Genomic DNA, 26683 nt, shown 5'->3' on the forward strand with positions numbered 1-26683 from the left:
TCACACCACCGCGATCGCGTGCCGCTCGGCGACGGCGTCACCGAGATGGGTCATGCGCTCCGCGACCGCCTCGGCCGTGGGGTGTGTCATCCGCCCGACGATCCGGCCGTCGGCCAGGAACAGCACCGCGTCGGCATAGGAAGCCGCGACCGGGTCGTGGGTCACCATCACCACCGTCTGCCCGAACGTGCGCACGGCCTCCTGGAGAAGGGCGAGGACCTCGCGGGCGCTTCGGGTGTCCAGGGCCCCGGTCGGCTCGTCGGCGAAGATCACACTCGGCCGGGACACCAGCGTCCGGGCGATCGCGACGCGCTGCTGCTGACCACCCGACAACTCCGCCGGCAGGTGGTCGAGCCGGCCGCTCAGACCAACCCGCTGGAGGATCGTCTCGCAGTACGCGCGGTCCACCTTCCGCCGGGCCAACCGCATCGGGAGCATGACGTTCTGCAGGACGGTCAGCGTCGGCAGCAGGTTGAAGTGCTGGAAGATGAACCCGACGTGCTCCCGGCGGAACTTCGTCAGGGCCGTCTCGTCGTCTCCGGTCATCTCGGCCCCGGCCACGAGGACGTGTCCTCGCGTCGGCCGGTCGAGGCCCGCGGCGCACTGCAACAGCGTGCTCTTGCCCGAGCCCGATGGCCCCATCACCGCCGTGAACGTTCCGGACGGCAGCGTCAGCGACACGTTGTCGAGCGCCGTGACCTGGGTACTCGCCTCACCGTACGTCTTGCTGACCGCGAAGAGCCGCAGGGCCTCGGCCGTCCGGTGCTGTGCGGTGCTTCCGCCCCGTGTTCCCGCCATCGTCCACCTCCCGGTGGGCGCCCCGTGCGCCCTACAGGGAAGACGCTATGGGCGGCCGAAGTTCGGGACGATCGGCGTAACAGGCCGATCGGGGGTGGAGGTAGCGACACCCTCGCCGGGGGTCTGGACCGGCCCGGCGACCTCGTCGCGACGCCACGACCCTCATTGAAGATCGCGTGCAACCATCCACCGATCGCGTCCCATCTATCGGGCATGGAGCAAGCGACGTGAGCCGCGTGGACGACGAGTACACCGCGCACGTCCAGGAGCTGCTGCCCCGGCTGCGGCGGACGGCGTATCTGCTGTGCGCCGACTGGCACCGGGCCGACGACCTCGTCCAGGCCACGATCACCCGGCTGTACGTGAAGTGGAGGCGGGCGCGGATGGCGGACAACCTGGACGCCTACGTGCGGACCATGCTCGTGCGGCAGTTCCTCGGTGAGCAGCGGACCGGGTGGCGGTCCCGGGTGAGCGTGGTCGAGAGCACTCCGGAGCCGGCGGCGACCGGTTCGGACGTGGAAGCGGGGCTGGACGTACGGCGGGCGCTGACGGCCGTACCGGCGCGGCAGCGGGCGACGCTGGTGCTGCGCTTCTACTGCGACCTCACCGTCGACCAGACCGCCGAGGTCCTCGGGTGTTCGTCCGGAACCGTCAAGAGCCAGACGTCCAAGGGGCTGGCCGCGCTGCGGCGGATTCTCGAACCGGCGTCCGTACGTGAGGAGGGGGCCCATGGGCGAGCATGAGGCCAGGTCGCTGATCACCACGCTGGCCGCCGAGCCGCAGCCGCCGTCCACGATCGACGTGGAGCGGGCCGTACGGGACGGGCACCGCAGGCGGAGGCGGCGGCTGCTCATGGAGTGCGGGGCCGTCGTCGCGGCGGTGGCTCTCGTCGCGGGTGGCGTGGGCCTGCTCGGCAGGAGCGGTGGACGCAGCGCTCCGGCGCCCGTCGCGGCCCCGGCACCCACGCGGTTCGACCCGCTCGTGCGGTACGCCGACTTCGGGTGGCTGCCGCCGGGCATGTCGGAGCGGTCGGTGTCGGTGTCGAGCGACGGTATCGTCCTCGAAGCCCGGACCCCGAAGGGGAAACCGTACGAGTGGTTCGAATCGCAGGTCGGCGTTGCTCTCTCCCCTGCCGGTCGTAACGTGGACGACGAGTCGCTGGTGCCCATATCCCAGGGCTCGGACGAGAACTGTCCGCACGATGAGCAGGCCGGTGCCGCGTCCGCGATTCAGGGGCGACCCGCGCAGTGGGTCTTCCGGAGCGACGTCGCCGGCACGCATTGCCGCTGGACTGCGACCGAGCTTCGCTGGCAGTACGCCCCAGGCGCGTGGGCGGCCGCGAGGATCGCGCGAGCACCCGGCGTCACGGACATCCCGGCGACGCTCGTCCACATCGCCGAGACTCTTCAAGTGGACCGGAAGGAACCGGTGCGCATGCCGTTCCAGGCCCGGTACGTTCCGGCCGGGCTGCGGCTCGCCGAGAGCCTGAGTGATCAGGGCGTTCCCGGCTCGAAGAAGTGGCGCGTCGAGCTCTACTTCGAGCCCTCGGGCAGGAAGCCGTCCTCGGGCGTCGGTTCCCAGGACGACGATTCCGGGCCTGGTGTGTCGATCGACGTCCTCCCGATGTCCGCCAGCGACCCGAACGACGAGACGGGACCGCCGAACACGACCGTGGACGGCCACCCGGCGGTACGCATGAGGACCAAGAACGGGTCGGGGACCGACGAGGTGCTCCGCGTTCTCGACGTCCGGGGCTTCGAGGTCTCGATCATGACGTCCCGGCTACGCAAGGGCGAGCCGGAGCGGATCCTGCGCGGGCTGACGCTCCTCGGCCCCGACCGTACGGCGTGGACGACGAGGCCGCTCGGCTGACCGTTGCGCCCGCCAGGGTCAGGCGGACGGGACCAGCGTCAGGAGGGAGGCCTCCGGCGGGCAGCAGAAGCGCACCGGCGCCCATGGGGAGGTGCCGAGGCCCGCGGAGACGTGCAGCCAGGCGGGGCCGTGCCGGTTGAGGCCCTTGACGCGGGCGCGGTCGATGCCGCAGTTCGTGACCAGCGCGCCGAACATCGGCACGCAGAGCTGGCCGCCGTGCGTGTGGCCGGCCAGCAGGAGCTGGTAGCCGTCGCCGGCGAACCGGTCGAGGTTGCGCGGCTCGGGCGAGTGCATGACGCCGATGCTGAGCGGGCCCTGGGCCGGGCCGGCGATCTCGTCGTAGCGGTCCTTGCCGATGTGGGAGTCGTTGATGCCGCCGAACCAGATCTCGGTGTCGCCGGCCTTGAGCGTGCCGGTGGCGTTGTTGAGGTCGAGCCAGCCGGCGGCGGTCATCGCGGCGCCGAGCTCGCGGTACGGCAGGTCGGGGACCGTGCGCCTGTTGTAGTCGGTCCGGCTGGTGCGCCAGAGGTAGCGCGCGGGGTTCTTCGGGACCGGGGAGTACATGTCGTTCGAGCCGTAGACGAACACGCCGGGGCGGTCCAGCAGCGGCCCGAGCAGGTCGAGGAACGGGCCGATGGCGTCGCGGTGCGAGATCGAGTCGCCGGTGTTGACGACGAGGTCGGGCTCGAGGGCGTCGAGCGCGCTGACCCACTTGATCATCCGGCGGCGGCCCGGCGTCAGGTGCGTGTCGGAGATGTGCAGGATCTTGATCGGCCGACGGCCGGGAGCGAGCACCGGCACGTCGTAGCGGCGCAGCCGGAACCAGTTTCGCTCGATCACCGAGGCGTAGCCGACTCCGGCGATCCCGGTGCCGACGACGCCCAGGGGGACCGCGTATCTCTTTCGCACGCTCCCATCGTGCCAGAACGACGCCCCGATTATTGCCGGGCGCCGAAGCCCGTGAGCAGGGCAAGATTGTTCTCATGTTGAAGGAGAAGCTGCAGGCCGACCTGTCGGCCGCGATGAAGGCACGCGATGAGGTGCGCACCCGTACGCTCCGCATGGCGCTGACGGCCGTCACCAACGAGGAGGTCGCGGGCAAGCAGGCGCGCGAGCTCTCCGACGACGACGTCGTCAAGGTGCTGCAGCGGGAGTCCAAGAAGCGCCGTGAGGCGGCCGAGGCGTTCGCCGACGCGGGCCGTACGGAGCAGGCGGAGGCGGAGCGGGCGGAGGGCGTCGTCCTGGACGACTACCTTCCGGCCCAGCTGTCCGACGAGGAGCTCGCCGAGCTCGTCCGCGCGACGATCGCCGAGACGGGCGCGGAGGGGCCCCGGGCCATGGGCCAGGTGATGAAGGCCGTGACGCCGAAGGTCGCCGGCCGCGCCGACGGCAAGCGGGTGTCGGGAGAGGTCAAGCGCCAGCTCGCCGGCTGACGGGCGAAAGAGAAAGGTCCCGTACGCGGCCGGAGCCGCGCACGGGACCTTTCGTTCCGGTCAGTTGCCGAACGGGAAGGTCGGCCCGCCCTTGCGGGGCTTGCCGTTCTTCTTGCCCCGGCCGGGGCCGGCGGCGCCACTGCCGTTGCTGACGAACAGCATCACGGTGGTGGCCTGGTCGGTCTGGCTGCCGCCGCTCGGCGAGGTGTACGCGACGGTGCCGGCCGGCTGGTCCGACTGCACCGCGCGCGGGGAGACCTGCACCGAGAAGCCGGCCTTCTCGATCTGCTTCGTTGCCTGGTCCACGGGCATGCCCTGGACGTTCGGCACCTTCGCCTGGTCGAGGTTGCCGAAGTCGTTCACCGGCGTGTGAAACGACGACGGGCTCACCCCGCTCAGCGCGCCGTTCATCGACGCCCGCCAGATCGGTGCGACGTCCTTGCCGAAGACGTTGTAGTTCCGGTTCGCCCACGGCGCCGCGGGGTCGCCGTACCAGACGGCCGCCGCGAGATCCGGGGTGTACCCGGCGAACACCGCGCAGGTGAAGCTCTCGCACGTGCCGGTCTTGCCCGCCGCGGGACGGTTGAGGCCCATGCCGGCCGCCGTGCCCTTGGTGAGAACGCCCTGGAGGATCTTGGTGACCTCGTCGGCGGTCTCCGTGTCGACCGCCGTGGAGCACTTGGACTTCGGCACCCGGATCTTCTTGCCCGCGCTGTCGGTCACGTCGGTGATCGCGATCGGCGTGCAGTACTTACCGCGGGCGCCCAACCCGGCGTAGGCGGCGGCGAGGTGCGTGACGTCGATCTCGTTGGCGCCGAGCACCTGGGAGGGCACCTGCTTCAGCGGCTTGCCGTCCGCGCGCTTCAGGCCGAAGGCCTCCGCCATCTTGACGGCGTCGCACAGGCCGACCCGCTGCTCGAGCTCGGCGTAGAAGGTGTTGACCGATTCCCAGGTGCCGGTCTGCAGGTTGGCGCTCTTGCCCTTGGACTTCTCGGCGTTCTGCACGGGCCACGGTGCGGAGCCGTTGCCCTTGCAGTCGCGGAAGCCCGAGACCGTCGTGCTGTACGGCGCGGGGAGCGAGGTGCCCACGTCGATGCCCTTGTCGAGCGCCGCGGCCAGCGTGAAGACCTTGAAGGTGGACCCGGCGGAGTAGCCGAGGTTGCCGCCGTGCGCGTAGTCGGCGGCGAGGTTCAGGGTCGTCTCGCCCTTCTTGACGCTGTCGCCGTACGTCTTGCTGACCACCATCGCCTTGATCTCGCCGGTGCCCGGCTTGACCATCGCCTCGGTGGCGGTCCGGCTGTGGCTCGGGCGCCGGGCGAGCGCCTGCTGCGCGGCCCTCTGGGCCTTCATGTCGATCGTCGTGCGGATCGTGAGGCCGCCCCGGTAGAGCAGCCGTTCACGGTCCTTGGACGTCTTGCCGAACGCCGGGTTGCCCATGATCTCGTACTTGAGGTACTCGCAGAAGAACGGCGTCTTGCTGTCGACGCAGTCGCTCTTGGGCAGTTTGGGGTGCAGCTTGATCTTCTGGGCGGCGGCCTGGTCGGCCTGCTGCTTGGTGATGATCTTCAGCTCGGCCATGCGGTAGAGCACGGTGTTCCGCCGCTGCAGCGCGTGGTCCGGGTGGAGCGTGGGGTCGTAGAGGACAGGGCTGTTCGTGATGCCGGCCAGGAGCGCCGCCTCCGGGAGCGTGAGCTGGGAGGCGTCCTTGCTGAAGTAGCGTTGGGCCGCCGCCTCGACGCCGTACGCGCTCGCGCCGAAGTAGGCGATGTTGAGGTAGCCCTGCAGGATCTGGTCCTTGGTGAGCCGCTTCTCGATGTTCACCGCGTAGCGCAGCTCCCGCAGCTTCCGTCCCACGTTCGGGGCGTTCGCGGCGGCCAGCTCGGCTGGCGTGTCCGCGGCCTCGACCAGCAGGTTCTTGACGTACTGCTGGGTGAGCGTGGAACCGCCCTGCTTGACGCCGCCCTCCTGGGCGTTGGTGATCAGCGCCCGGACGGAGCCCTTCATGTCGAGGGGGCCGTGCTGGTAGAAGCGGGAGTCCTCGATCGCGACGACCGCCTTCTGCATGATCGGCGCGACGTGGTCGAGGCTTACGGACTCCCGGTTGTGGTGGTAGAACGTCGCGATCACCTGGCCGTCCGCGGAGTAGACCGTGGTCCGTTCCGGCGGCGGCTGGATGTTGAAGTCGTCCGGGAGGTTCTTGAAACCGTCGGCCGCGTCCCGGGTCGCCATGCCGGCGCTGCCGACGGCCGGTAGGGCGATGAGACCGACCAGAAGCCCGGCCACGATCGCTGCCCCGAGGAGGCGTAGCAGCTTGATGATGGCGTGTTCCTGATCTGATCTCTGAGTCACGCGACATAGGTTACGCGGGACGAGAGGTGCATATGGGACAGCACGCGAAGAGGGATGACTAGTTCGTTGCCGTCACATGGCCCGTAGGGGCTATCTCAAGAATGGACCCTACGGGGGCTGTTGAAGCGCCGCGCTCTTCCGTAAGTTTCTCCCCACGGCTTTCGTATGGCGGCCTGACGTCCGCGCCCGTCCGGCCGGGGCTCGCAAACGACAACCGACCCAAGGGGAGTGGGGCCAAGATGTGGATCACGGATTGGACCGCCCGCGCCGCCTGCCGTAACGCGGATCCCGACGCGTTGTTCGTGCAGGGGGCGGCTCAGAATCGGGCCAAGCTGATCTGCCGCGGCTGCCCAGTGCGCACCGAGTGTCTCGCCGACGCTCTCGACAACCGCATCGAGTTCGGTGTCTGGGGTGGCATGACGGAGCGCGAGCGCCGCGCGTTGCTCCGCCGGCGCCCGGACGTCTCGTCGTGGCGAGAGCTCCTCGAGACCGCCAAGGAGCAGTACGAGCAGACGCAGGACCCGGACGAAGAGCTCGTCGCGAGCTGATCGGCGGATCGACGGCCTGGCCGCGCCCGGCCGGCCAGGCTCAAGCACACGGATCGGCCTCTCAGGCGGCCGGTTCCTCCAGTTCGCCGGCGAGTTCGCTCGCGATGCACCGAAGCCCTTCGAGGTCGTGGACGTCTTCGGCCATGGCCGCGACGGTGGCCCGGGGCACGGTCGGGTGCGATGAGGTGAAGCTCTCGCACAGCCGCGTCTCCCGCGCGGTGACCTGCATCCGCTCGGCGTGCAGGCGCAGCAGCGCGGCGGTCAGCGGGTGCGCGCCGCGGTCGTCCAGCGTCTCCGCGGCGGCCTGGCTGCGTACGGCCGACAGCTCCGACGCGTCCGAACGGTGCACGCGGTTGACGACCATTCCGGCCAGCGGCATCTGCTCCTCGGCGAGCCGCTCGATGAAGTAGGACGCCTCGCGCAGCGCGTCGGGCTCCGGAGCGGCGACGACGAGGAACGCCGTGCCGGGCGCCTGGAGCAACCGGTAGGTCTGCTCCGCCCGCTCGCGGAACCCGCCGAACATCGTGTCGAAGGCCAGCACGAACGTCTGGACGTCCTTCAGGAGCTGCCCGCCGAGCACCTTCGTGATCGCGCTGGTGAACATCCCGAAGCCGGCGGTCACGACCTTCATCCCGAAGCGCCCGCCTGCCTTCGCGGGGGCCATCAGGATCTTGATGAGGCGGCCGTCGAGGAACCGTCCCATCCGCTCCGGCGCGTCGAGGAAGTCCAGGGCCGACCGGGACGGCGGGGTGTCGACGACGATGAGGTCCCAGTCGCCGGACCGGTGCAGCTGGCCCAGCTTCTCCATCGCCATGTACTCCTGCGTGCCCGACAGGCTGGACGACAGCGACTGGTAGAAGGGGTTGGCCAGGATCTGCCGCGCGCGTTCGGGCTCGGCGTGCGCCTCGACGATCTCGTCGAAGGTGCGCTTCATGTCGAGCATCATCGCGTACAGCTCGCCGTCGACGTCGTCGACGAGGCGTGGGGTGTTGTCCAGCTCGGTGAGCCCGAGGGCCTGGGCGAGCCGGCGGGCCGGGTCGACGGTCAGGACGACGACGTCCCGGCCGCGTTCGGCGGCGCGGACGCCCACGGCGGCGGCCGTCGTGGTCTTGCCGACCCCTCCGGACCCGCAGCAGACGATGATCTTCGTCTCGGGGTCGTCGATCAGGTCGTCGATGCAGAAGGCCGGCGGGTCCTTCTCGGCTGCGGCGCTCACGCTGCTCCTTGCGTCCTCAGATCGGCGGCGAGCTCGTACAGGCCGGCGAGGTCCATGCCGTCGCTGAGCATCGGCAGTTCGTACTGCGGCGCGTGGGCCTCGGCCAGGCGGGCCTTCTCGCGCTCCTGCAGGGCGGTGCGGCGCGCGTGGTCGGCGGCCTCGACGGCGAGGGCGTCGGCGAGCTCGGCGGTGCGGTCCTCGATGCCGGCCGCCTTGATCCCCATGCGGATCGCCTCGACGTCGAGCTCGTCGCGGGCGGCCAGGACGAGATCCTCCGGGTCGAGCAGCGGCGGCCGCACCATGTTGACCACCAGGCCGCCGACGGGCAGGCCGATCTCCCGCAGCTCCGTGATCCCGTCCAGGGTCTCCTGGACCGGCATCTCCTCCAGGAGCGTGACGAAGTGGACCGCGGTCTCCGGGCTGCGGATCACCTTCATCACGGTGTCCGCGTGGTTGCGGATCGGGCCGACCTTCGCCAGCCCCGCGACCTCGGCGTTGACGTTGAGAAACCGGCCGATGCGGCCGGTCGGCGGGGCGTCCATCACCACCGCGTCGTAGACGAACCGGCCGCTCTTGTCGCGGCGGCGGACCGCCTCGCTGGCCTTGCCGGTGAGCAGGACGTCGCGCAGGCCTGGGGCGATGGCGGTCGCGAAGTCGATGAGGCCCAGCTTGGTGAGCGCCTTGCCCGCCCGCTTGAGGTTGTAGAACATCTCGAGGTAGTCGAGCATCGCCTCTTCGGGATCGACCGCGAGGGCGTAGACGTCGCCGCCGTCGGGCGCGACCGCGACCTTGCGCTCCTCGTACGGCAGCGGCGGGCAGTCGAACAGCTGGGCGATGCCCTGGCGGCCCTCGACCTCGGTGAGCAGGACCTTCTGGCCGCCTGCGGCCAGCGCCAACGCGAGGGAGGCGGCCACCGTGGTCTTCCCGGTGCCGCCCTTACCGGTGACGACGTGCAGCCGTACACCGTCCCAGTCGGTGTCTCTCCCGCTCACTCTTGTGAGGTTATCGTCCGTCCGCCGACGCGTTCGCAGCGCCGGAAAGTGACCTCTGACACCTCGGGGTATCCGACGACTAGTGTCGGACATGAGGGAATCGGCCGTCAGAAAGGTGAGCGCCGTGGCTGAAGCGGCATTCGTGCTCCTGGGAATCCTCGGATTCCTGATATTGCTGGTCATCCTGTCGTCGATCAAGGTCGTTCAGCAGGTCGAACGCGGCGTGGTCTTCCGCCTCGGTCAGGTGCAGCCACACTTTCGGCCGCCGGGCCTGACGCTGATCTTCCCCGTGATCGACCGGATGACGAAGGTCAACATGCAGACGGTCGCCATGGGGGTCCCCGCGCAAGAGGGCATCACGCAGGACAACGTCAGCGTTCGCGTCGACGCCGTCGTCTACTTCCGGGTGATCGACCCCGTGAAGGCGATCGTCAACGTGCAGAACTACAACTGGGCGATCTCGCAGGTGGCCCAGACGTCGCTGCGTGCGGTCATCGGCCGGGCCGACATGCAGCAGCTGCTGTCCGACCGTGAGTCGATCAACGCCGAGCTCCGCCAGATCATGGACGGCATGACCGAGGCGCCCTGGGGCGTCAAGATCGAGCGCGTTGAGATCAAGGACGTCTCGCTGCCGGAGGGCATGAAGCGGTCCATGGCCCGCCAGGCCGAGGCGGAACGGGAGCGCCGGGCCCGCATCATCGCCGCCGACGGTGAGTTCCAGGCGTCCAAGCGGCTGGCGGCCGCCGCCGAGGTCATGGCCCAGGACCCCGCCTCCCTCCAGCTGCGTCTCCTCCAGACGGTCGTCGAGGTGGCCGCGGAGAAGAACAGCACCCTCGTGATGCCCTTCCCCGTCGAGCTGCTGCGCTTCTTCGACCGCGCCGCCGGCGGCGACCAGACGCCGCGCGAGGGCACGGGCCGGCCCGACCTGGCCGAGCGCCTGGCCAAGGCCGAGGAGGAGCTCGCGCAGGCCGGCGAGCCGGTCTCGATCGACTCGGCCGACAAGGTGCCGCCCGTGGCCGGCATGGAGACGAAGGAACAGCCGGGCATCGCCCCGCCCGTACAACAGGAGGAGCCGCCCGCGCAGCGCTAGGAGACCGCGCCCGTACGACACGAGGTGCCGCCCGCGCGGCGGTGAGGCGCGCCACTAGTGTTCACCCCATGAAGAAGTGGGAGTACGCGACCGTTCCGCTGCTCGTGCACGCCACGAAGCAGATCCTCGACAACTGGGGCGAGGACGGGTGGGAGCTCGTCACCGTCATCCCCGGTCCCAACCCGGAGAACCTCGTGGCCTACCTCAAGCGGGAGAAGCAGTGACCACGCCGGAGGAGCGGGTACGGGAGCTCGGGCTGGAGATCCCGGACGTCGTGCCGCCCGTGGCGTCGTACGTCCCGACCGCCCGGACCGGAAACCTGGTCTACACGTCGGGGCAGGTGCCCATGGTCGACGGCAAGCTGCCCGCGACCGGCAAGGTCGGGGCCGAGGTGAGCGAGGAGCAGGCCACCGAGCTCGCCCGTACGGCCGCGTTCAACGCGGTCGCCGCGCTCAAGGCCGAGGTCGGGGAGCTGTCGCGGGTACGCCGCATCGTCAAGGTCGTCGGCTTCGTGGCCAGCGCGCCGGACTTCTTCGGTCAGCCGAAGGTGATCAACGGGGCGAGCGACCTGCTGGCCGAGGTGTTCGGCGACGCGGGCCGGCACGCGCGCAGCGCCGTGGGCGTGGCGGTGCTGCCGCTGAACGCCCCGGTCGAGGTCGAACTGATCGCCGAAGTCGAATAGCGTTCGGTCTGGAAGCCCGGCGGGGCGTCGTCCTGCGCGGACGGCGTCCCGGCCCACGCCTGAACGAGGAGGCTCCGTTGGCGGACGTCCCCGGCCTTCGGCTACCGGATGAGCTGGCCGAACGCGCGCGCGACATCGAGGAGGGCCGGGCGGAGCCGGCCGTGTCACGGGACGCCTCGACGGTCGTTCTGCTCCGTGACGCCCCCGACGGCGGCATCGAGGTGTACATGCTGCGCCGGGTGACGTCGATGCCGTTCGCACCCGGCGCGTACGTCTTCCCGGGCGGTTCGGTGGACGCGCGGGACGGCGACCGTACGGTCGGCTGGTCCGGGCCGTCACCGGAGGAGTGGGGCACCGCGTTCGGGGCCGGGGAGACCCTCGCGCGCGAGCTGGTGTGCGCCGCCGTACGCGAGACGTTCGAGGAGTCGGGCGTCCTCCTCGCCGGGCCCGCCCCCGACACGATCGCCGGCGACATCAGCGGCGACGACTGGGAGGCGGACCGCCTGGCCCTGCTCGACCGCTCGCTGTCGCTCGCCGCGCTGCTCGACAAGCGCGGCCTGGTCCTGCGGAGCGACCTGCTGCGCCCCTGGGCACACTGGATCACGCCGGTGATCGAGGAACGCCGGTACGACACGCGCTTCTTCGTCGCGGCCCTGCCGGCCGGGCAGCGCACCCGCGACGTGAGCACCGAGTCCGACCGGGTCGCGTGGGTACGGCCGCATGAGGCGGTGGAGACCGCCCGGCGCGGCGAGATGGCGCTGCTGCCACCGACCTTCGTCACGCTCACCGAGTTGGCGGCGTACGACTCGGTCGCCGCGGTGCTGGCCGCCGAACGGGACGTACGCCCGCGGCTGCCCGAGACCCGCGTGACCGATGACGGCGCCTATCTGATCCTGCCGCCGGAGCTCGACGGGCACGTCCCGGGGGCCCGGCCGTGACGGACGGGAACGCGATGACGGACATCGACGGAATGGCCACCGAGCGGGTGCGGCCGTGACGGATGGGGGCGCGATGACGGGCATCGACGGAATGGGCACCGAGCGGGCGCGGTGCGTGCTGGCCCCGAACCCCTCGCCCATGACGCTGGACGGCACCAACACCTGGGTGCTGCGTGAACCGGGCGCCGAGCGGTCGATCGTCGTCGACCCCGGGCCGGAGCACGAGGAGCACCTGCGCCGGGTCGTCGCCGAGGCGGGACGCGTGGTCCTGGTGCTGCTCACGCACGGCCATCCGGACCACGCCGAGGGCGCGCGGCGGTTCGCCGAGCTGGCCGCCGACGGCACCCGGCCCGTGCCCGTGCGGGCCCTGGACCCGGCGCTGCGGCTGGGCGAGGAGGGACTGGCCGAGGGCGACGTCGTCGAGCTGGACGGGCTGGAGCTGCGCGTCATGGAGACGCCGGGCCACACCCCCGACTCGCTGTGCTTCTGGCTGCCCGGCGACCGGGCCGTGCTCACCGGCGACACCGTGCTCGGCTACGGCACCACCGTGGTGCACCGGCTCGGGGACTACCTCGGCTCCCTCGACCGGCTGCGGGCGATGGCCGAGGGGACGAGCGTGATCCTGCCGGGCCACGGTCCCCGGCTCGACGACCCCGTGGGCGCGCTCGACCACTACATCGCCCACCGGCGCGAACGCCTCCAGCAGGTCGAGGCCGCGGTCGCGGCCGGCGCGCGTACGGCCCGGGACGTCGTGGAACGCGTGTACGCCGACGTCGACCGGTCGCTGTGGCCGGCCGCCGAGTGGGCGGTCCAGGCCCAGCTGGACTATCTCGCCGAGCGAGGGGTGGTCTAGTCGCGACGGTTGAGGGCCTCGCGGACGGCTTCGGCGTGAGGTCCGTCGCCGTTTACCCCCAGCCAGGTCTGGGCGTGGCCCTTGACGTAGGTCAGGCGAGGCTCGATCACGCGAAGATCGTCGAGTAGCGCGACGAGGATGATGCCTGAGGGGCTTCGCTCCGCCTGGGCGGCGAGGTAGGTCAGGGCGTACTCCACCGTCCCGTCGAAATGGTCGTCCGTCAGTTCGGCGTGGCGAGGAAGGAGCTCGCACAGGAGCCGGCCGTAGTCGCTGTTCGGAGGACGGCCGTCGAGCCAGCCGTGGGCGTGGGTGACCGCTCGTGCCAGCGGTTCGCCGACGACGTCACGCCTGGACAGTAGGGCAAGAAGGATGTACCGGGCACCGTTGGTAGTGCCGCGCGTCGTAAGCCAGGAGAAGGCGACCTCAAGCACGAGGTCGAGGGAACCGTGGTGAAGAGGCCAATGGAGTCTCTTGCCAGTGGCGAAACGCGGGATGGCACGGTCGGCGAGTGCGGTGCGGATTTCTCCGGGGATGGCGTATTCGGGCTTCAGGAGGCCGGCGATCTCGTCCAGCGGGGCGTCTTCGTTCGCGTCGATCCACGCGGGGATCCGTTCGGCGAGCACCGTCCGCTGGTCGGAGTCGAGCAATGGATGCTCGAACAGAGGAAGGAACACATAGGGCGCGTTCCGGACGGTGGGGTGCAGTCCCCACCAGGTGACGGCCTCCGCGACGGCCTGGCGCGCGACCTCGCGGTCGAGGTCCTGACGCCGGAGGAGGGCCGCGAGCACGAACGACGCCGCGGCCTCGGAGCCGTGTTCGTCGAGCCAGTCGAACGCGCCGGCCGTGTGGTCGACGAGGACCTTCTCCCGCAGGTCGGGGCGCCTGAGCAGCTTCTCGAGCACGAACCTGGCCTCCCAGGTGACGCCTCGCGGCGGCTTCAGCCACCGACTCGCGTAGGTGATGGCGTCCGAGGCGTCCTGCTCCGGCAGGTCGGAGCGGGCGAGCAGCTTCTCGAGCACGTATGACGCGACGTCCTCGGTGCCATGCTTGTGAAGCCAGCGGAGCGCGTACGTCACGGTGTCGAGGGCATGGCGGCGGCTCCGGAGCAGGTGCTCGAGGACGTAGCTTGCCTCCAGCCTCTCCCAGTGCCTGGTCAACCACTGGAAGGCCTGGTCCAGGGCAGCATGGAGGGCTTCGCCGCTGGACCGCTCGATGAGGCTGACGATGACGGGCCTGGCGTAATAGCCGTCGCCATGCTCCTCGAGCCAGCCGAAGGCCTTCTCCGCGATCGTCTCGGTAGGGACCGGGGAGTCGTGGAGCAGCCGATTGACGATGAAACGAGCCTCGGCGGTGTTCCCATGAAGCTCGAGCCAGGCCAGCCCCAACTCCCGCAACCGGTCCTGCCGGTCGGCGGGGACGGCAGGGTGACCGATGATCGGCGCCAGCAGGAAGCTGGTCTCCAGTGCTTCGGGAGACTGCTCCACGTGCGCGTGGGCCAGCTCCACCGTCGAGGACACGCACTCGCCGGGCATGTCATCCCGGTCCAGGAGCGCCCTGACCACGTAGCCCGCGGCTTCGGGGCCGCAGGTGCCGAGCCACGCGACGGCCCTGGCTCCGACCGCATTGAGCGTGTCCGGCGGCAGATCGGGTCGCCGGAGCAGAGACATGAGCAGGAAGCTCGCGTTGTCTCGTGAGCCGTACCGTTTGAGCCAGCGGAACGCGAGGCTCGTCACGGAGCCGAGGGGCACGTCGGTGAGATCGTCCGCGTCGAGCAGGGCGCAGAGGAGATGGTCCTGCTCCAGACGGGGCGGCCGGTCGGCGAGCGTGCGGATGGTGTCACGGGCGAGCCGGGCTCTGCGGTCAGGGTCGAGTGACTTCAGCCCGTACTCCAGCACGCGGAGAGCGGGAAGCGTTCCGCCATGGCGTTCGAACCAGGGGCCGGCCAGTTCGTCCCAGCGGGAGGAGACCACGGGTCTCAGGACCGCGCTGTTGATGAGGGCGGTGAGGGTGGTGGCGCCCTCGGTGGTGGGCTCGGCCAGCAGCGCGCCGATCCGCTCGGCGTGGCCCTCGACCCAGCCGACGTACCGCTGCTCCAGCTCATTGGGCCGGCCGGGGACGTCCAGCTCTCGGATCAGGCGGGTCAGGTTGGCGGCGTGTCGGGCGATGCTCCGCCCCCTGTGCAGACCGCCGTCGAGCATCCGGTCGAGGATCTCGCCGCGCAACACACCGCTGCCGGGGCGGAGTAGACACTGTTCGAGCAGGTGGTCGGCGACGATGTCATGGACGGTCGCGAGCCCCTGCGGGGTGTCGACCAGCCACCCCATGCCGCGCACGAGGCCGAGCAGGTGACGGGTGTTCTCCTCGTCGTCGAGGACGCCCGCGGCGCAGTCGAGAAGGGACTGTTCGTCCTGCGGGGCGGCGGCGACCATCGCGGTGATCGCCTGGAGGTACGCGGGGGGCGGCTTGGGCGGCTGATCGCTGAGCGGCTTGCCGTCGTCCGGCACCGCCAGTCCGTCCTCGCGCAGCCGGCGGCGCAGCCAGTCGATGAGCATGCCGGAGCGGGGGGTCGGGCCGTCCGCGGTGAGCGTTCCCCGTTCGGTGCTCGCCTGAAGTTCGGCGGCGATCAGCATCGCGATGACGGGACGAGTGCCGCACAGGGCGGCGACCTTCTCCTCGGTGAGGATGCGGCAGGCGTCCTTGGCGAGGCGGTTGATGACCGTGTCGCGGATGGAGCCGCTCTGAACGTCATCCGGTTCCAGATCGACCTTGCGAAAGAGCCGGGACAGGTATGGATCGTCCTGGTTCCTTTGATTGAACCAGGCGGTGCGGGCCGAGGCGAGCAGGGCGACGCGCCTGCCTTCGCGGCGGGCGTCCGGGAGGACTCGCGCGTGCAGGGTGGAAAGACTGAGGGTGCTCTCGTGGAGATAGTCGACGATGACCAGGACGTCGCCCGTGGTGGCCGCGATCGCGGCGGCGAGCTGCTCGGTGGTCACGGCCGGCTCGCCGGTCCGCACGTGCAGGACGGTCCAGCCGTGCTCCTCCTCGGCGAGGGTGCCGACCTCCAGGCAGGTCCTCGTCTTACCGACGCCGGCCGCGCCGACGAGCAGGACGCCCCGGTCGTCGGTGGGATCGGAGAGCAGGGACAGCAGCTGTTGCGGGTGCGTGTCGGAGGTCTCGGCGGGGGCGACGAACGGCAGTCGGTCCTCGGTGAGGTTCGCCCGCATGCCGGCGAGCCCGCGGATCTCGTCGGAGTGCCTGACGATTCCGTCGGCGAACGTTTCTTCGTCGGTCGGCGGCCAGGGCACCGGCTCGCCCGCACCAAGGAACCGGCGGAAGGCGGAGTCCTTCAAGAGCGCGGAAGCACGGATCGCTTCGGTGCTCCCCAGGTACCGCGCAGGGTCGACGACGACCAGGCCGAGGACGACGGTCTCGTCCTCGCTGAGGAGGGCGGCCCCGGACAGACCGGCCCAGGGTGAGCGGTACTCCTTGGTCTTCGGATCGGGTTCCCGGTCACGGGGCAAGGCCATCGTGGTGCTGATCAGGTATCGGCCGGTCTCGGCGCCGGTCGTGCCCATGGCCGTCCAGGGGCGATTCTCATGCCGGCAGACTCCGGCGATCTTCCGCACGATCGGATACCCGTAGGTCACGCAGTCGGCCCGATCGGCCGGCTCGGTGAGCTCGCCGAATCTCAGCGGGAACAGGTCCTCGGCCCAGGGGCCGGCGCCGTCGAGCTCGATGAGGGCCGCGTCGAGGTGGGGATCGTCCGGCTTCCAGAGGACCTTGCCCGTGAGCCTCACGCCCCCGTGTGGGGTGACGTGCCAGACCTGCCGAACCGGCTCGACCACATGACGGCAGGTCAGCACGAGGTCGGGTCCGACGGCGAAACCGGATCCCCAACTGTCGGAGTCGTCGGGGTCCTCGATCAGGCAGAGGAGGCGAAGGCCTGGGCGATCAGTACTCCCCATGACCCTTGATGCTGACCTCGGTGATCTCCCCGCGGTCGGTGTGCTGGGGCTTGAGCTTGAGGATCATGCGGTGGGTCTCCTGCCGTCCCCTCTCGCGGCCGCCCCCTGCCGACACCTTCCACAGGCCGAGCCTGCCGTCGTACTTGTTGCGGGTGTCGAGTACGAGGTTCAGCTCGAGATCGATGGACTCGACCGTGAATTTCAGGCCCTCCGCCTGGCCCTCCTCCGTCGCCGCGAGGAGTTCGGCCCGGAGTTGCCGGACGGCCTCCGCGAGCGGCAGCCCGGATTCTTCGTCGAAGGATTGCGCCTCGGACATGGCCCTCCAATGGTAAAGGCGGCGAAATCCCTTATACCACCATTGAAAAGCTCGGGGCCGAGGTGAGCCGACGGCCCGCATCCGCCGATACGGGTACGTCCGGCGTCGCGCGCCGACGGCGACCCGCCTGTGATCTGATGCGTGGCCGCCGGCCGCCGGGGACACCGGCGGCCGGAACGGCGGCACTGGACTTTCGATGGTCTCCAGGCCGCTCGATTACAGGGATGAGAATGGGCGAGCTTTCGGCGGCTGGCCTTCTATCCCTTATTAACGGGTGTGACCACTTCTATCCCGTTTTTCCGTAGCGCTTCCCACGGTGTCCGCCACTTGCCGCGGTCTGGCGGTGAGCGTTCGCCGCCGTATCAGCGGGAGCGCTTGCGAAGGCGGTCGATGTCGAGGACCTGCACGGCGCGGGCCTCGATCCGCAGCCAGCCGCGCTGGGCGAAGTCCGCGAGGGCCTTGTTCACCGTCTCCCGGGACGCGCCGACGAGCTGGGCGAGCTCCTCCTGCGTCAGGTCGTGGTGGACGTGCAGTCCGCTCTCGCTGGGCTGGCCGAACCGTTCGGCGAGGTCGAGCAGGGCCTTGGCGACCCGGCCGGGCACGTCGGTGAAGACGAGGTCCGCCATGTTCTCGTTGGTCCGACGCAGCCGCTGGGCGAGGGCCCGCAGCAGGTGAATGCTGATCTCCGGGTGCCCCTTGAGGAACGGCCACAGGTCGCTGTGGCCCAGCGCGGCCAGGCGCGCCTCGGTCACGGCGATGGCGCTGGCCGTGCGCGGCCTCGGGTCGAACAGGGACAGCTCGCCGAACATCTCGCTGGGGCCGAGCACGCTCAGGAGGTTCTCTCGCCCGTCGGGCGCCGTCCGGGTCAGCTTGATCTTGCCCTCGAGGACGACGTAGAGTCGGTCGCCTTCTTGATCTTCGGAGAAGAGGGTCTGACCGCGGGACAGGTGGACCTCTGACACGATGGCGCGCAGCGCCTTGGCCCCCTCCTCGTCGAGAGCTTCGAACAGCGGGGCCCGTCCCAGAACCTCCACGTCGCGGTCGTTCACGTTTCCTCCTCGCTCACGTACGACCACAGTGTGACGTACATCGCAGGATGAGTTTTGGGCGACCCCCCCGTTACCCTTGCGTTCGTGCCACGCAAACCGGAGTCGCGTCTCGCCCTGGTACGCCGGGCTCGCCGGATCAACCGAGAACTGGCGGAAGTGTACCCGGACGCACACTGTGAGTTGGATTTCGACAACCCGTTCCAACTGCTGGTTGCGACGATCTTGTCCGCGCAGACGACGGACAAGCGGGTCAATATGGTCACCCCGACCCTCTTCGCCCGCTACCCGGCCGCAGCGGACCTCGCGGCGGCCGACCGCGAGGACGTCGAGAAGATCATTCAGTCGACGGGCTTCTTCCGGGCGAAGACCAACAGCCTGCTCAAACTCGGCCAGGAGCTGTGCGACCGCTTCGGCGGCGAGGTGCCGCGCACCCTCGAGGAGCTCGTGACGCTGCCCGGCGTGGGCCGCAAGACCGCCAACGTCGTACTCGGCAACGCCTTCGACGTCCCGGGCATCACGGTCGACACCCACTTCCAGCGGCTGACCAGGCGGTTCGGCTGGACCACCGAGACCGACCCGGTGAAGATCGAGTACGAGGTCGGGGAGCTGATCCCGCGCAAGGACTGGACGATCCTGTCCCACCGGCTGATCTGGCACGGCCGGCGCATCTGCCACGCCCGGCGCCCGGCCTGCGGCGTCTGCCCGATCGCCCGCCTCTGCCCGTCGTACGGCGAGGGCCCCACCGACGAGGAGACCGCCCGCAAGCTGGTCAAGTCCGGTCCCTTCTCGTGACCGGGAAGGATCCGGAGGCCGACTCCGTTGAACCCTCAATGATGTCGGTCGAACCCCCCATGGCGACGGACTGCCCGGAGTGGCTACGTGACTTCGCGGCCACGGCCTCCCGCGTCCAGGTCCCCGCCCTGTTGCGTCCGCCCGCGAACGGCGCCCGCGCCGCCGCGGTGCTCATCCTGTTCGGTGAGGGACCCGACGGTCCCGACGTCCTGCTCCTCCAGCGCGCGGACACCCTCCGCAAGCACGCCGGGCAGCCGGCCTTCCCCGGCGGCGGCATCGACCCCGGCGACGGCGGACCGGAGGGCGCCGCCCTGCGCGAGGCCGTCGAGGAGACCGGCCTCGACCCCTCCGGCGTGACCCTCCTGGCCACGATGCCGGAGCTGTACATCCCCTACAGCAGGTACCGCGTCACCCCGGTCGTCGCCTGGTGGCGGGAGCCGTCCTCCGTCGCCGCCGCCGACCCTCGCGAGGTCGCCTCGGTCGCCCGGGTTCCGCTGTCCGAGCTGACGGACCCCGCCAACCGGCTGCGCGTCCGCAGCCCCTCCGGCCACCTCGGCCCGGCGTTCCGCGTCCAGGGGATGCTGGTGTGGGGATTCACCGCCGGCCTCCTGCACACGGTGCTCGAGGCGGCCGGCTGGGATCGCCCCTGGGACAAGAGCCGGGTCGAGGACCTTCCGGCCGAGGTCATCGACCTCGCCGGCAGCGAGTAGTCCTCCGTTCGTACGCCGTCGAAGCGGAACTGGTCCGGGGAGGGGACGTCCTCGGACCCCGAACCGCTATACGGTTGTCCGGTGCTGGGCGATCACATCCTTGATCTCATCCTGCTCGTGCTCGTCGTGCTGTTCGCCATCTCGGGCTACCGGCAGGGCTTCATCGTGGGCGTGCTCAGCTTCGTCGGCTTCGTCGGGGGCGTCGTCCTCGGCATGCTGATCGCCCCGCCGCTGGTCAAAGCGGTCGTCGACGGCGCCGCGCAACAGGCGCTGCTCGCCGTCGTCATCGCCTTCCTGGCCGCGACCCTGGGGCAGCTGATCGCCTCCTCCGTCGGTTCCGCCCTGCGCAGCCGCGTCACCTGGGAGTCGGCCCGCAGCGTCGACGCCGTCGGCGGGGCGTGCGTCAGCAGCGTCGCGTTGCTCGTGGTGGCGTGGTTCATCGGCAGCGCCCTGGTGACGTCGCCGATCGTCTGGCTGCGCACCCAGGTCAAGAACTCCGAGGTGCTGCACGGCGTCGACGCGTTCATGCCGCAGCAGGCCAACACCTGGTTCTCCTCCTTCCGCGGCTTCGTCTCGAAGACGGAGTTCCCCCAGGTGTTCGGCGGGCTCGGCGGTGAGCCCATCGCCGAGGTGCCGCCCCCGGACACCAAGGTCCTCAACACCCCGGAGCTGCTCGCGGCCGAGAAGAGCATCGTCAAGATCATGGGGACGGCGCACAGCTGCCAGCGCCGGATCGAGGGCACCGGCTTCGTGTACGCCCCCGGCCGCGTGATGACCAACGCCCACGTCGTCGCGGGCGTCGACAGCGGCCCCACGGTGTACCCCCTGGGCAAGAGGGGCCTCCCAGCCAAGGTCGTGCTGTACGACGACAAACGCGACATCGCCGTCCTCGACGTCCCGAGCCTGCGCCTCCCCTCCCTGCAGTTCGACGAGGGCGGGCAGAGCCGCGACAACGCCGTCGTCGCCGGCTACCCGAAGAACCAGAATTTCACCCCGCGCGCCGCCCGGATCCGCGCCAAGCAGAAGGCCAAGGGCCCGGACATCTACCACTCCGGCCAGGTCACGCGCGAGATCTTCGCCATCCGCGCGCTGGTCGAACAGGGCAACTCCGGTGGTCCGCTGCTCGCGCCGAGCGGCAAGGTGTACGGCGTGGTCTTCGCCGCCGCCCTCGACAACAAGGACACCGGATACGCCCTGACGGCCCACGAGGTCGCCCCGGACGCCCAAGCGGGCGTCAACGCCAGCGGAAGCGTCTCGACGGAGGCCTGCTCGGACTGAGCGCCTCCAGGACTAGCCGCGCAGCCGGGGAGCCAGGTCCGCGTCCGTGACCGCGTCCAGGCCGTCGCGTTCGATGCGGTCGGCCAGCGCGTAGGCCGCGCGGGCGAGTTCGGCGACCGCGATCCCGTGCGGCGTGCTCCCGGCGTACGGGGCGATGCGGTCGGCGGCGCGGCGCAGCAGCGTGGCGGCCCCTCGCGCGTTGCCGCGCCGTACGTGCGTGAATCCGACGGCCAACTGGGCCAGCCCCTGCCACAGGGCGCGCTCGGCGTCCGGAGCGGCCTTCCAGGCGGCCTCCAGGACCTCGTGAGCATGGAAGGGACGGTCGGCGTCGAGCAGCCGCTGTGCCTCGGTCAGCGCCTCCGCCGGCTCCGCGGCGTAGTCGTCGGGGACGCGTTCCTCTCCGACGGCGTCGTGCGGCAGCGGCCGGCCGTACGCGTCCCGGGGCCGTGCGTTGCGTGCCCGTCCCACCTCATCCCGATCGCGCATGCCCCTATTGTCCGGCCTCAGGCCGCGCACGCCCCATCGTCGGTCCCCGTCCTCCTCGCGTTCGCGCATATGCCTATTGTCCGGCTGCGAGCCAGGAGAGGAGCTCGGTGTCGAAGGCCTCGGGGCGTTCCTCGTGGGGGAAGTGCCCGACCCCCTCGATCAGCCTCCATCGGTAGGGCGCGTCGACGTACCGGCCCGAACCCTGGGCGCTTCGGGGCAGCACGTAGCGGTCCAGCGAGCCGTGCAGCTGCAGCGTGGGGACGCGGACGGGGGCGCGCATCCGGCGGGCGTACCGCAGGCCGTCCGGGCGCACGATCGAGCGCACCGCCCAGCGGTGGTACTCCAGCGCGCAGTGCGCGACTCCGGGGATCTGGAAGGCCGAGCGGTACAGTCGCTCGCCGGCGGTGTCGGGCCAGCCGGGGGCCGACCAGGCGCGCAGCAGGTGGCCGACCTGGGCGGCGTCGTCCCGGACGAGCAGCCGCTCCGGCCCCATCGGCAGTTGGAAGCCGAGCGTGTGCCGGGCCGCCCAGCCCTGACCGAGTGGATCCGTCGCGATCGCGGTGCGCAGGCGCAGCGGGTGGGGCGCCGACACCACGGCGAGCCGCTGGACGACTCGGGGCTGGTAGACACCCATCGTCCAGGCCAGCAGGCCGCCCCAGTCGTGCCCGACGACGGTGGCACTGGCCGCGCCGAGCGCGCGGACCAGCCCGGCGGCGTCCCGGGTCAGCGTGATCAGGTCGTACCCGCGCGGTGGTTTGTCGCTTCCGCCGTATCCACGCAGGTCGACGGCTGCCGCGCGGAACCCCGCCCCGGCCAGCGACACCAGCTGACGGTGCCACGACCACCAGAACTGCGGGAACCCGTGCAGCAGCAGCACGAGCGGACCCTCCCCGGCCTCGACGACGTGGAAGCGCGTGCCCCCCGCGCTCACCGACCGGTGCCGCCACGGACCATCGATCTGGACGACGGACTCGTCGGCCATGTCCGGCCCCCTCTTCATCGGCCCGCGGGCGTCACCCCGCCCCGCCGGCGGACGTCACTCGGTCAGCGCGGGCTTCTCGTCGTCCGAACCGCTGTTTCGCCGCAGCATGGCGAAGTCCTCCATCACGGACTGCCGGGACCGTTTGGCGCCGCTCATCTTCTTCATCCGCCACAGGCCGATGAGGATGAGCACGGCCGCCAGAAGTACGTAGAAGCCCGCCACGATGAGGAACGCCGCCCATTGCCAGATACCGGCCGCGACCAGGCCGTACGCGGCAGCGATCGACAGCAGGATGACGACGACGCCGCCGATGACCCCGGCCACGGCGAAGAGGGTCCCGCCGAGCGCCGCCTTCTTGGCGTCGCCCTTCAGCTCCAGCTTGGCGAGCTCGATCTCCGACTTGACGAGGCGTGACACGCTGCCCGTGGCGATGGCGACCAGCTCGCCGAGTGATTTGTCGTCATACTGCCCGTTCGGATACTGCCCGTCCGGCCGTACCTCGGTCATGTTTCTCCTCTCAGTGCCGGTCGCCACTCTCTCGGATGGCGCGTGATCCGAATAGGCCGAATCGCCGATGAGGAAGTGAACCAGCGAACTACCGGCGCAAGAACGGCTTCTCGGCACAGGACTGTCCGAGGTTACCGGTGGCGGGGCGGGCCGATTCGCGCGGTGGGCCGTTATCGCCGCGCGGCCGTCACCCGCCGTGACACGGCCGTACGGCCGGGGCCGGGAAGGTGGAATGAGAGAGCGCGGCCCCGGGAGGCGGGGCCGCGCTCGGTCGTCGCTATTCGTCGCCCGACGCGGACGGCATCTTCGTCTTGATGAGGTCCATCACCGTGCTGTCCGTCAGCGTGGTCACGTCCCCGAGCGAGCGGTTCTCGGCGACGTCACGGAGCAGCCGTCGCATGATCTTCCCGGACCGCGTCTTGGGCAGCTCCGGAACGATCATGATCTGGCGGGGCTTGGCGATCGGGCCCAGGTGCTTGGCGACGTGGTCGCGCAGCTCGGCGACGAGCGCCTCGCCGTTGTCGACGGTCTCCCCGCGCAGGATGACGAACGCGACGATGGCCTGCCCGGTGACCGGGTCGGTGGAGCCGACCACCGCCGCCTCGGCGACCTTGGAGTTCGACACCAGCGCCGATTCGACCTCCGTGGTCGAGATGTTGTGCCCGGAGACGAGCATGACGTCGTCCACCCGGCCGAGCAGCCAGAAGTCGCCGTCGTCGTCCTTCTTCGCGCCGTCGCCCGCGAAGTACAGGCCGTCAAAGCGCGACCAGTACGTCTTGATGTACCGCTCGTCGTCGCCCCAGATCGTGCGCAGCATCGACGGCCACGGCTCCTTGACGACGAGGAAGCCGCCTCCGCCGTTCGGCACCGGCGTGCCCTGGTCGTCGACGATGTCGGCCTCGATGCCGGGCAGCGGCCGCATCGCCGCGCCGGGCTTGCCGTGCGTCACGCCCGGCAGCGGGCTGATCATGATGGCGCCGGTCTCGGTCTGCCACCAGGTGTCCACCACCGGCGTACGGTCGCCGCCGATGTTGTGGCGGTACCAGACGTACGCCTCCGGGTTGATCGGCTCGCCGACCGAGCCGAGCAGCCGCAGCGACGACAGGTCGTGCTGGGCGGGGATGTCGTCGCCCCACTTCATGAACGTGCGGATCGCGGTCGGCGCGCAGTACAGGATCGACACCTTGTACTTGGCGACGGTCTCCCACCAGCGGCCCTTGTGCGGGGTGTCGGGCGTCCCCTCGTACATGACGCTGGTCGCGCCGTTGGACAGCGGTCCGTAGACGATGTACGAGTGGCCGGTCACCCAGCCGATGTCGGCCGCGGTCCAGTAGACGTCGGTCTCCGGCTTCAGGTCGAACACCGCGTTGTGGGTCCAGGAGACCTGCGTGAGGTAGCCGCCGGTGGTGTGCAGGATGCCCTTCGGCTTGGCGGTCGTGCCCGAGGTGTACATGACGTACAGCGGGTGCTCCGCGTCGTGCGGCTCCGCCTCGTGCTCCTCGCTCTGCCGGTCGACGACGTCGTGCCACCAGACGTCGCGCCCCTCCGTCCAGGCGACGTCCTGGCCGGTGCGGCGGACGACGAGGACGTTCCGTACGTGGTCGATGCCCTCGATGGCCTCGTCGACGTTCGGCTTGAGCGCGCTCGGCGCGCCCCGCCGGTAGCCGCCGTCCGCGGTGATCACGACGTGCGCGTCACAGTCCTCGATACGGCCGCGCAGCGCGTCGGCGGAGAACCCGCCGAACACCACCGTGTGCGGCGCGCCGATGCGGGCACAGGCCAGCATCGCGAACACCGTCTCGGGGATCATCGGCATGTAGATCGCGACCCGGTCGCCCTTCTGGACACCGAGCTCGAGGAGGGCGTTCGCGGCCTTGGACACCTCACGCTGCAGATCGGCGTACGTGATCGTGCGGGTGTCGCCGGGCTCACCCTCCCAGTGGTAGGCGACCCGGTCGCCGATACCCGCCTCGACATGCCGGTCGACGCAGTTGTACGCGGCGTTCAGCTTCCCGCCGACGAACCACTTGGCGAACGGCGGGTTCGACCAGTCCAGCACGGTGTCCCACTCGGTGTTCCAATGCAGGCGCCTCGCCTGCTTCTCCCAGAACGCGAGCCGATCCGCCGCCGCCTCCTCGTACGCCGCCGAGGTGACGTTCGCGGCCTCGGCGAGATCTGCGGGGGGAGCGAACCGCCGGCTCTCCTGGAGCAGGTTGGAGAGTGTCTCGTGTGGGGTTTCCTGCGTCACGACGCGCTCCTCCATCGGTCAGAAGGTCAGGATGGTCCATGCCAACTTCACCAGCTTCGCGTATGTCGTTACAAGGGGCGCACGCCGCGTAGGGTCATGCGATGGCGCCGTCTCCGCCCGTGAGCGGGGATCGCGCCGCGTCCACCCCGCGCCGTGCCGTGACGGCCACCGATGTTCCAAGGAGGAAGCGGCGTCTCCGTACCGGCCCGCCGCCGGGGCGGGCTCCGAACGCCGCGCGTCCGATGAGCGATCCGTTTGCCAACGTCGCGACCCTGCCCGACGTGCCCGAGGCCGTCGAGCGGACCCGGGAGGCCGTCGACCGGCTGCTCGGCCACCGGATCCTGCGGCGGCGCAGCGCCGAGGTCTCCGCGGAGTCGGCACTGCGCGGCGCCCGGGCCTCGGCCGCCCTCGAAGGCGTCTCGGCGCCCCTTGACGAGGTTCGCGGCGGCCTGTCGAACGATCCGGTCGTGCAGGGCGCGCTGCGGGTGTCGGCCGAACTCGGATCGCTCGCGGACATCTGGCGGAAGGCCCCGCGCCAGGCGCTCGCGCGGCTCCACGCCCTGGCGGCCGCGGACGCCGTCGACCCCGACGCGTTGGGCCGGCCACGCCCGGACGACGACGCGGCCGACCCCCTCGAACTCGGCCCGCCGCCGTCGGCCAAGGAGGTCGCCGCGCGCCTCGACGTGCTCAGCGACCTGCTGACCGCCCCGACGGAGGCGCCGGCCGTCGTCGTCGCCGCGATCGTGCACGGCGAGCTGCTGGCGCTGCGGCCGTTCGGCTGGGGCGACGGCATCGTGGCCCGGGCGGCGGCGCGGCTCACCCTGGTCGACCGGGGCCTCGATCCCAAGTCGCTGACCGCCCCGGAGGTCGGGCACCTCGAGCTCCAGGACACGTACGGGAACGCCCTGCGCGGTTACACGACGGGCACTCCGGACGGCGTGGCGCGCTGGGTGTGCCACTGTGCCGAGGCCGTCGAGCTGGGCGCGCGCGACGCGCTCGCGGTCTGCGAGGCGTTCCTGCGCGGCTGAGGCGTCCCGCGCGGTCCGAGACGGCGCCTTGCGGTTGAGGCGTGCCTCGCGGTCGGCGGGGCGCGGGTGACATCTTGCGGTCGACGGGCGCGGACGGTGCTTCGACCGGCGGGATGTGGAGCCGTTCGCTTTTCCGGGCTCTCGGGACACTTTCTCGGTACGGAGAGGCGTTGGTGCCGGCCGTCCGTCAAGGCAATGTCAGGACGCGCGGGGTGATCTCCGCATCGTCGGCGGGGTGAGAGGGTTCAGTCGATCCGGTTACCCCACGTGCGGGTGCCGACGGGTCCATGGACGGCGCGTAATCGATATCGGCGCGGCGGAACGGGGATGGCCGACGACGCAGAGCGAACGGACCGGCGCAAAGCGAACGGCGCTCCCGGAGGAACGCCGTCGCCGACACGTCACACCGGGTTACCAAGCGTGCACCTCTATTCGTCGGATCGGGTCAAGCCCGTCTCGACGCGCCTCCCGCGGCTGGTCGCGCGTGGGTGCCCGGCTGCCGTGCTCGGACACTAGGTCCGTGCAACCTGTCTACGCCGAATCAGCCCAGT

Annotated in this window: 25 protein-coding genes; 13 read left to right on the top strand and 12 right to left on the bottom strand. The window is 70.6% G+C overall.

The window, feature by feature from the left end:
• Nucleotides 1-798, bottom strand: a complete 798-nt coding sequence (locus ABEA24_RS33215; RefSeq protein WP_345435710.1) for an ABC transporter ATP-binding protein — start codon at nucleotides 796-798, stop codon at nucleotides 1-3.
• A gap of 227 nt (nucleotides 799-1025) precedes the next feature.
• On the opposite strand from ABEA24_RS33215, the gene ABEA24_RS33220 reads away from it, so the two are divergent.
• Entirely contained in the window at nucleotides 1026-1541 is a 516-nt protein-coding gene (locus ABEA24_RS33220) for a SigE family RNA polymerase sigma factor (RefSeq protein ID WP_345435712.1), read from the top strand.
• The gene (locus ABEA24_RS33225; RefSeq protein ID WP_345435714.1) at nucleotides 1528-2670 is read left to right on the top strand and encodes a hypothetical protein; all 1143 of its coding nucleotides are present in this window, start codon (nucleotides 1528-1530) and stop codon (nucleotides 2668-2670) included. Before ABEA24_RS33220 ends, ABEA24_RS33225 begins: the two co-directional genes overlap by 14 nt.
• Nucleotides 2671-2688: 18 nt before the next feature.
• On the opposite strand, the gene ABEA24_RS33230 is transcribed toward ABEA24_RS33225, so the two are convergent.
• The gene (locus ABEA24_RS33230) at nucleotides 2689-3579 is read right to left on the bottom strand and encodes a metallophosphoesterase (protein WP_345435716.1); all 891 of its coding nucleotides are present in this window, start codon (nucleotides 3577-3579) and stop codon (nucleotides 2689-2691) included.
• 74 nt (nucleotides 3580-3653) lie between these two features.
• Between ABEA24_RS33230 and ABEA24_RS33235 the strand changes: the two genes are divergently transcribed.
• Nucleotides 3654-4103: a GatB/YqeY domain-containing protein gene (locus ABEA24_RS33235; RefSeq protein WP_345435718.1), complete on the top strand. Its 450-nt coding sequence runs from the start codon at nucleotides 3654-3656 to the stop codon at nucleotides 4101-4103.
• A gap of 60 nt (nucleotides 4104-4163) precedes the next feature.
• Here the strand turns inward: ABEA24_RS33235 and ABEA24_RS33240 are convergent, their stop codons facing one another.
• The gene (locus tag ABEA24_RS33240; protein WP_345435720.1) at nucleotides 4164-6452 is read right to left on the bottom strand and encodes a penicillin-binding protein; all 2289 of its coding nucleotides are present in this window, start codon (nucleotides 6450-6452) and stop codon (nucleotides 4164-4166) included.
• Nucleotides 6453-6691: 239 nt separating this feature from the next.
• Here ABEA24_RS33240 and ABEA24_RS33245 point away from each other — a divergent pair, with 239 nt between their 5' ends.
• A complete protein-coding gene (locus ABEA24_RS33245) occupies nucleotides 6692-7000 on the top strand; it encodes a WhiB family transcriptional regulator (RefSeq protein ID WP_345435722.1) in 309 nt (102 codons plus the stop codon).
• A 61-nt stretch (nucleotides 7001-7061) separates the two neighbouring features.
• Here the strand turns inward: ABEA24_RS33245 and bagB are convergent, their stop codons facing one another.
• Both bagB and bagA read right to left on the bottom strand, forming a co-directional pair.
• Nucleotides 7062-8216 carry an ATPase BagB gene (gene bagB, locus ABEA24_RS33250; protein ID WP_345435724.1) on the bottom strand — a complete coding sequence of 385 codons (1155 nt, stop codon included), beginning with the start codon at nucleotides 8214-8216 and terminating at the stop codon, nucleotides 7062-7064.
• Nucleotides 8213-9208 (bottom strand): ATPase BagA, encoded by a 996-nt coding sequence (gene bagA, locus ABEA24_RS33255; protein ID WP_345435726.1) that lies wholly within the window; start codon nucleotides 9206-9208, stop codon nucleotides 8213-8215. Before bagA ends, bagB begins: the two co-directional genes overlap by 4 nt.
• Before the next feature lie 124 nt (nucleotides 9209-9332).
• Between bagA and ABEA24_RS33260 the strand changes: the two genes are divergently transcribed.
• The 5 genes from ABEA24_RS33260 (at nucleotide 9333) to ABEA24_RS33280 (ending at nucleotide 12771) form a co-directional block, all read left to right on the top strand.
• Complete coding sequence (locus ABEA24_RS33260) at nucleotides 9333-10298, top strand: SPFH domain-containing protein (protein ID WP_345435728.1); 966 nt, start codon at nucleotides 9333-9335, stop codon at nucleotides 10296-10298.
• A gap of 68 nt (nucleotides 10299-10366) precedes the next feature.
• Nucleotides 10367-10522, top strand: a complete 156-nt coding sequence (gene sp36 / locus ABEA24_RS33265; protein ID WP_252781158.1) for a Sp36 family protein — start codon at nucleotides 10367-10369, stop codon at nucleotides 10520-10522.
• Nucleotides 10519-10980 carry a RidA family protein gene (locus ABEA24_RS33270; protein ID WP_345435730.1) on the top strand — a complete coding sequence of 154 codons (462 nt, stop codon included), beginning with the start codon at nucleotides 10519-10521 and terminating at the stop codon, nucleotides 10978-10980. The genes sp36 and ABEA24_RS33270 overlap by 4 nt, the downstream gene beginning before the upstream one ends.
• Nucleotides 10981-11057: 77 nt before the next feature.
• Nucleotides 11058-11918: an NUDIX hydrolase gene (locus ABEA24_RS33275; protein ID WP_345435732.1), complete on the top strand. Its 861-nt coding sequence runs from the start codon at nucleotides 11058-11060 to the stop codon at nucleotides 11916-11918.
• 73 nt (nucleotides 11919-11991) lie between these two features.
• Nucleotides 11992-12771: an MBL fold metallo-hydrolase gene (locus ABEA24_RS33280; protein ID WP_345435734.1), complete on the top strand. Its 780-nt coding sequence runs from the start codon at nucleotides 11992-11994 to the stop codon at nucleotides 12769-12771.
• Here ABEA24_RS33280 and ABEA24_RS33285 read toward each other — a convergent pair.
• The 3 genes from ABEA24_RS33285 to ABEA24_RS33295 all read right to left on the bottom strand — a co-directional run bounded on the left by ABEA24_RS33285 (nucleotide 12768) and on the right by ABEA24_RS33295 (nucleotide 18101).
• A complete protein-coding gene (locus ABEA24_RS33285; RefSeq protein ID WP_345435736.1) occupies nucleotides 12768-16736 on the bottom strand; it encodes a serine protease in 3969 nt (1322 codons plus the stop codon). The two genes, ABEA24_RS33280 and ABEA24_RS33285, sit on opposite strands and share 4 nt — an antisense overlap.
• Nucleotides 16723-17052, bottom strand: a complete 330-nt coding sequence (locus ABEA24_RS33290; protein WP_345435738.1) for a trypco2 family protein — start codon at nucleotides 17050-17052, stop codon at nucleotides 16723-16725. The genes ABEA24_RS33285 and ABEA24_RS33290 overlap by 14 nt, the downstream gene beginning before the upstream one ends.
• 362 nt (nucleotides 17053-17414) lie before the next feature.
• Nucleotides 17415-18101 (bottom strand): Crp/Fnr family transcriptional regulator, encoded by a 687-nt coding sequence (locus ABEA24_RS33295; protein WP_345435740.1) that lies wholly within the window; start codon nucleotides 18099-18101, stop codon nucleotides 17415-17417.
• Between the two features lie 84 nt (nucleotides 18102-18185).
• Between ABEA24_RS33295 and nth the strand changes: the two genes are divergently transcribed.
• The 3 genes from nth to ABEA24_RS33310 all read left to right on the top strand — a co-directional run bounded on the left by nth (nucleotide 18186) and on the right by ABEA24_RS33310 (nucleotide 20881).
• A complete protein-coding gene (gene nth / locus ABEA24_RS33300; RefSeq protein ID WP_345435742.1) occupies nucleotides 18186-18893 on the top strand; it encodes an endonuclease III in 708 nt (235 codons plus the stop codon).
• A 41-nt stretch (nucleotides 18894-18934) separates the two neighbouring features.
• Entirely contained in the window at nucleotides 18935-19603 is a 669-nt protein-coding gene (locus ABEA24_RS33305) for an NUDIX hydrolase (protein ID WP_425551268.1), read from the top strand.
• Between the two features lie 96 nt (nucleotides 19604-19699).
• A complete protein-coding gene (locus ABEA24_RS33310; protein ID WP_425551269.1) occupies nucleotides 19700-20881 on the top strand; it encodes a MarP family serine protease in 1182 nt (393 codons plus the stop codon).
• Between the two features lie 12 nt (nucleotides 20882-20893).
• Here the strand turns inward: ABEA24_RS33310 and ABEA24_RS33315 are convergent, their stop codons facing one another.
• From ABEA24_RS33315 to acs, 4 genes are all read right to left on the bottom strand, one after another.
• On the bottom strand, nucleotides 20894-21367 hold the full coding sequence (locus ABEA24_RS33315; protein WP_345435744.1) for a DUF309 domain-containing protein: 474 nt from the start codon (nucleotides 21365-21367) through the stop codon (nucleotides 20894-20896).
• Between the two features lie 73 nt (nucleotides 21368-21440).
• On the bottom strand, nucleotides 21441-22349 hold the full coding sequence (locus ABEA24_RS33320) for an alpha/beta fold hydrolase (RefSeq protein WP_345435746.1): 909 nt from the start codon (nucleotides 22347-22349) through the stop codon (nucleotides 21441-21443).
• Nucleotides 22350-22403: 54 nt separating this feature from the next.
• Entirely contained in the window at nucleotides 22404-22856 is a 453-nt protein-coding gene (locus ABEA24_RS33325; protein ID WP_345435749.1) for a phage holin family protein, read from the bottom strand.
• 277 nt (nucleotides 22857-23133) lie between these two features.
• Complete coding sequence (gene acs, locus ABEA24_RS33330; protein ID WP_425551263.1) at nucleotides 23134-25119, bottom strand: acetate--CoA ligase; 1986 nt, start codon at nucleotides 25117-25119, stop codon at nucleotides 23134-23136.
• A gap of 227 nt (nucleotides 25120-25346) precedes the next feature.
• Here acs and ABEA24_RS33335 point away from each other — a divergent pair, with 227 nt between their 5' ends.
• Complete coding sequence (locus ABEA24_RS33335) at nucleotides 25347-26132, top strand: Fic family protein (RefSeq protein ID WP_345435753.1); 786 nt, start codon at nucleotides 25347-25349, stop codon at nucleotides 26130-26132.
• Nucleotides 26133-26683 lie beyond the last annotated feature (551 nt).

The sequence above is a fragment of the Actinoallomurus vinaceus genome, from assembly GCF_039542055.1.
Classification (GTDB): Bacteria; Actinomycetota; Actinomycetes; order Streptosporangiales; family Streptosporangiaceae; genus Actinoallomurus; species Actinoallomurus vinaceus.

Bases quoted from the DNA above. Each gene is read 5' to 3' on its own strand.
- ABEA24_RS33290 (WP_345435738.1), bottom strand. From the start codon at position 17,052: ATGTCCGAGGCGCAATCCTTCGACGAAGAATCCGGGCTGCCGCTCGCG.
- ABEA24_RS33325 (WP_345435749.1), bottom strand. From the start codon at position 22,856: ATGACCGAGGTACGGCCGGACGGGCAGTATCCGAACGGGCAGTATGAC.
- ABEA24_RS33305 (WP_425551268.1), top strand. From the start codon at position 18,935: ATGTCGGTCGAACCCCCCATGGCGACGGACTGCCCGGAGTGGCTACGT.
- acs (WP_425551263.1), bottom strand. From the start codon at position 25,119: ATGGAGGAGCGCGTCGTGACGCAGGAAACCCCACACGAGACACTCTCC.
- ABEA24_RS33225 (WP_345435714.1), top strand. From the start codon at position 1,528: ATGGGCGAGCATGAGGCCAGGTCGCTGATCACCACGCTGGCCGCCGAG.
- sp36 (WP_252781158.1), top strand. From the start codon at position 10,367: ATGAAGAAGTGGGAGTACGCGACCGTTCCGCTGCTCGTGCACGCCACG.
- ABEA24_RS33245 (WP_345435722.1), top strand. From the start codon at position 6,692: ATGTGGATCACGGATTGGACCGCCCGCGCCGCCTGCCGTAACGCGGAT.
- ABEA24_RS33315 (WP_345435744.1), bottom strand. From the start codon at position 21,367: ATGCGCGATCGGGATGAGGTGGGACGGGCACGCAACGCACGGCCCCGG.
- ABEA24_RS33280 (WP_345435734.1), top strand. From the start codon at position 11,992: ATGACGGGCATCGACGGAATGGGCACCGAGCGGGCGCGGTGCGTGCTG.
- ABEA24_RS33235 (WP_345435718.1), top strand. From the start codon at position 3,654: ATGTTGAAGGAGAAGCTGCAGGCCGACCTGTCGGCCGCGATGAAGGCA.
- ABEA24_RS33285 (WP_345435736.1), bottom strand. From the start codon at position 16,736: ATGGGGAGTACTGATCGCCCAGGCCTTCGCCTCCTCTGCCTGATCGAG.
- ABEA24_RS33335 (WP_345435753.1), top strand. From the start codon at position 25,347: ATGAGCGATCCGTTTGCCAACGTCGCGACCCTGCCCGACGTGCCCGAG.
- ABEA24_RS33215 (WP_345435710.1), bottom strand. From the start codon at position 798: ATGGCGGGAACACGGGGCGGAAGCACCGCACAGCACCGGACGGCCGAG.
- ABEA24_RS33320 (WP_345435746.1), bottom strand. From the start codon at position 22,349: ATGGCCGACGAGTCCGTCGTCCAGATCGATGGTCCGTGGCGGCACCGG.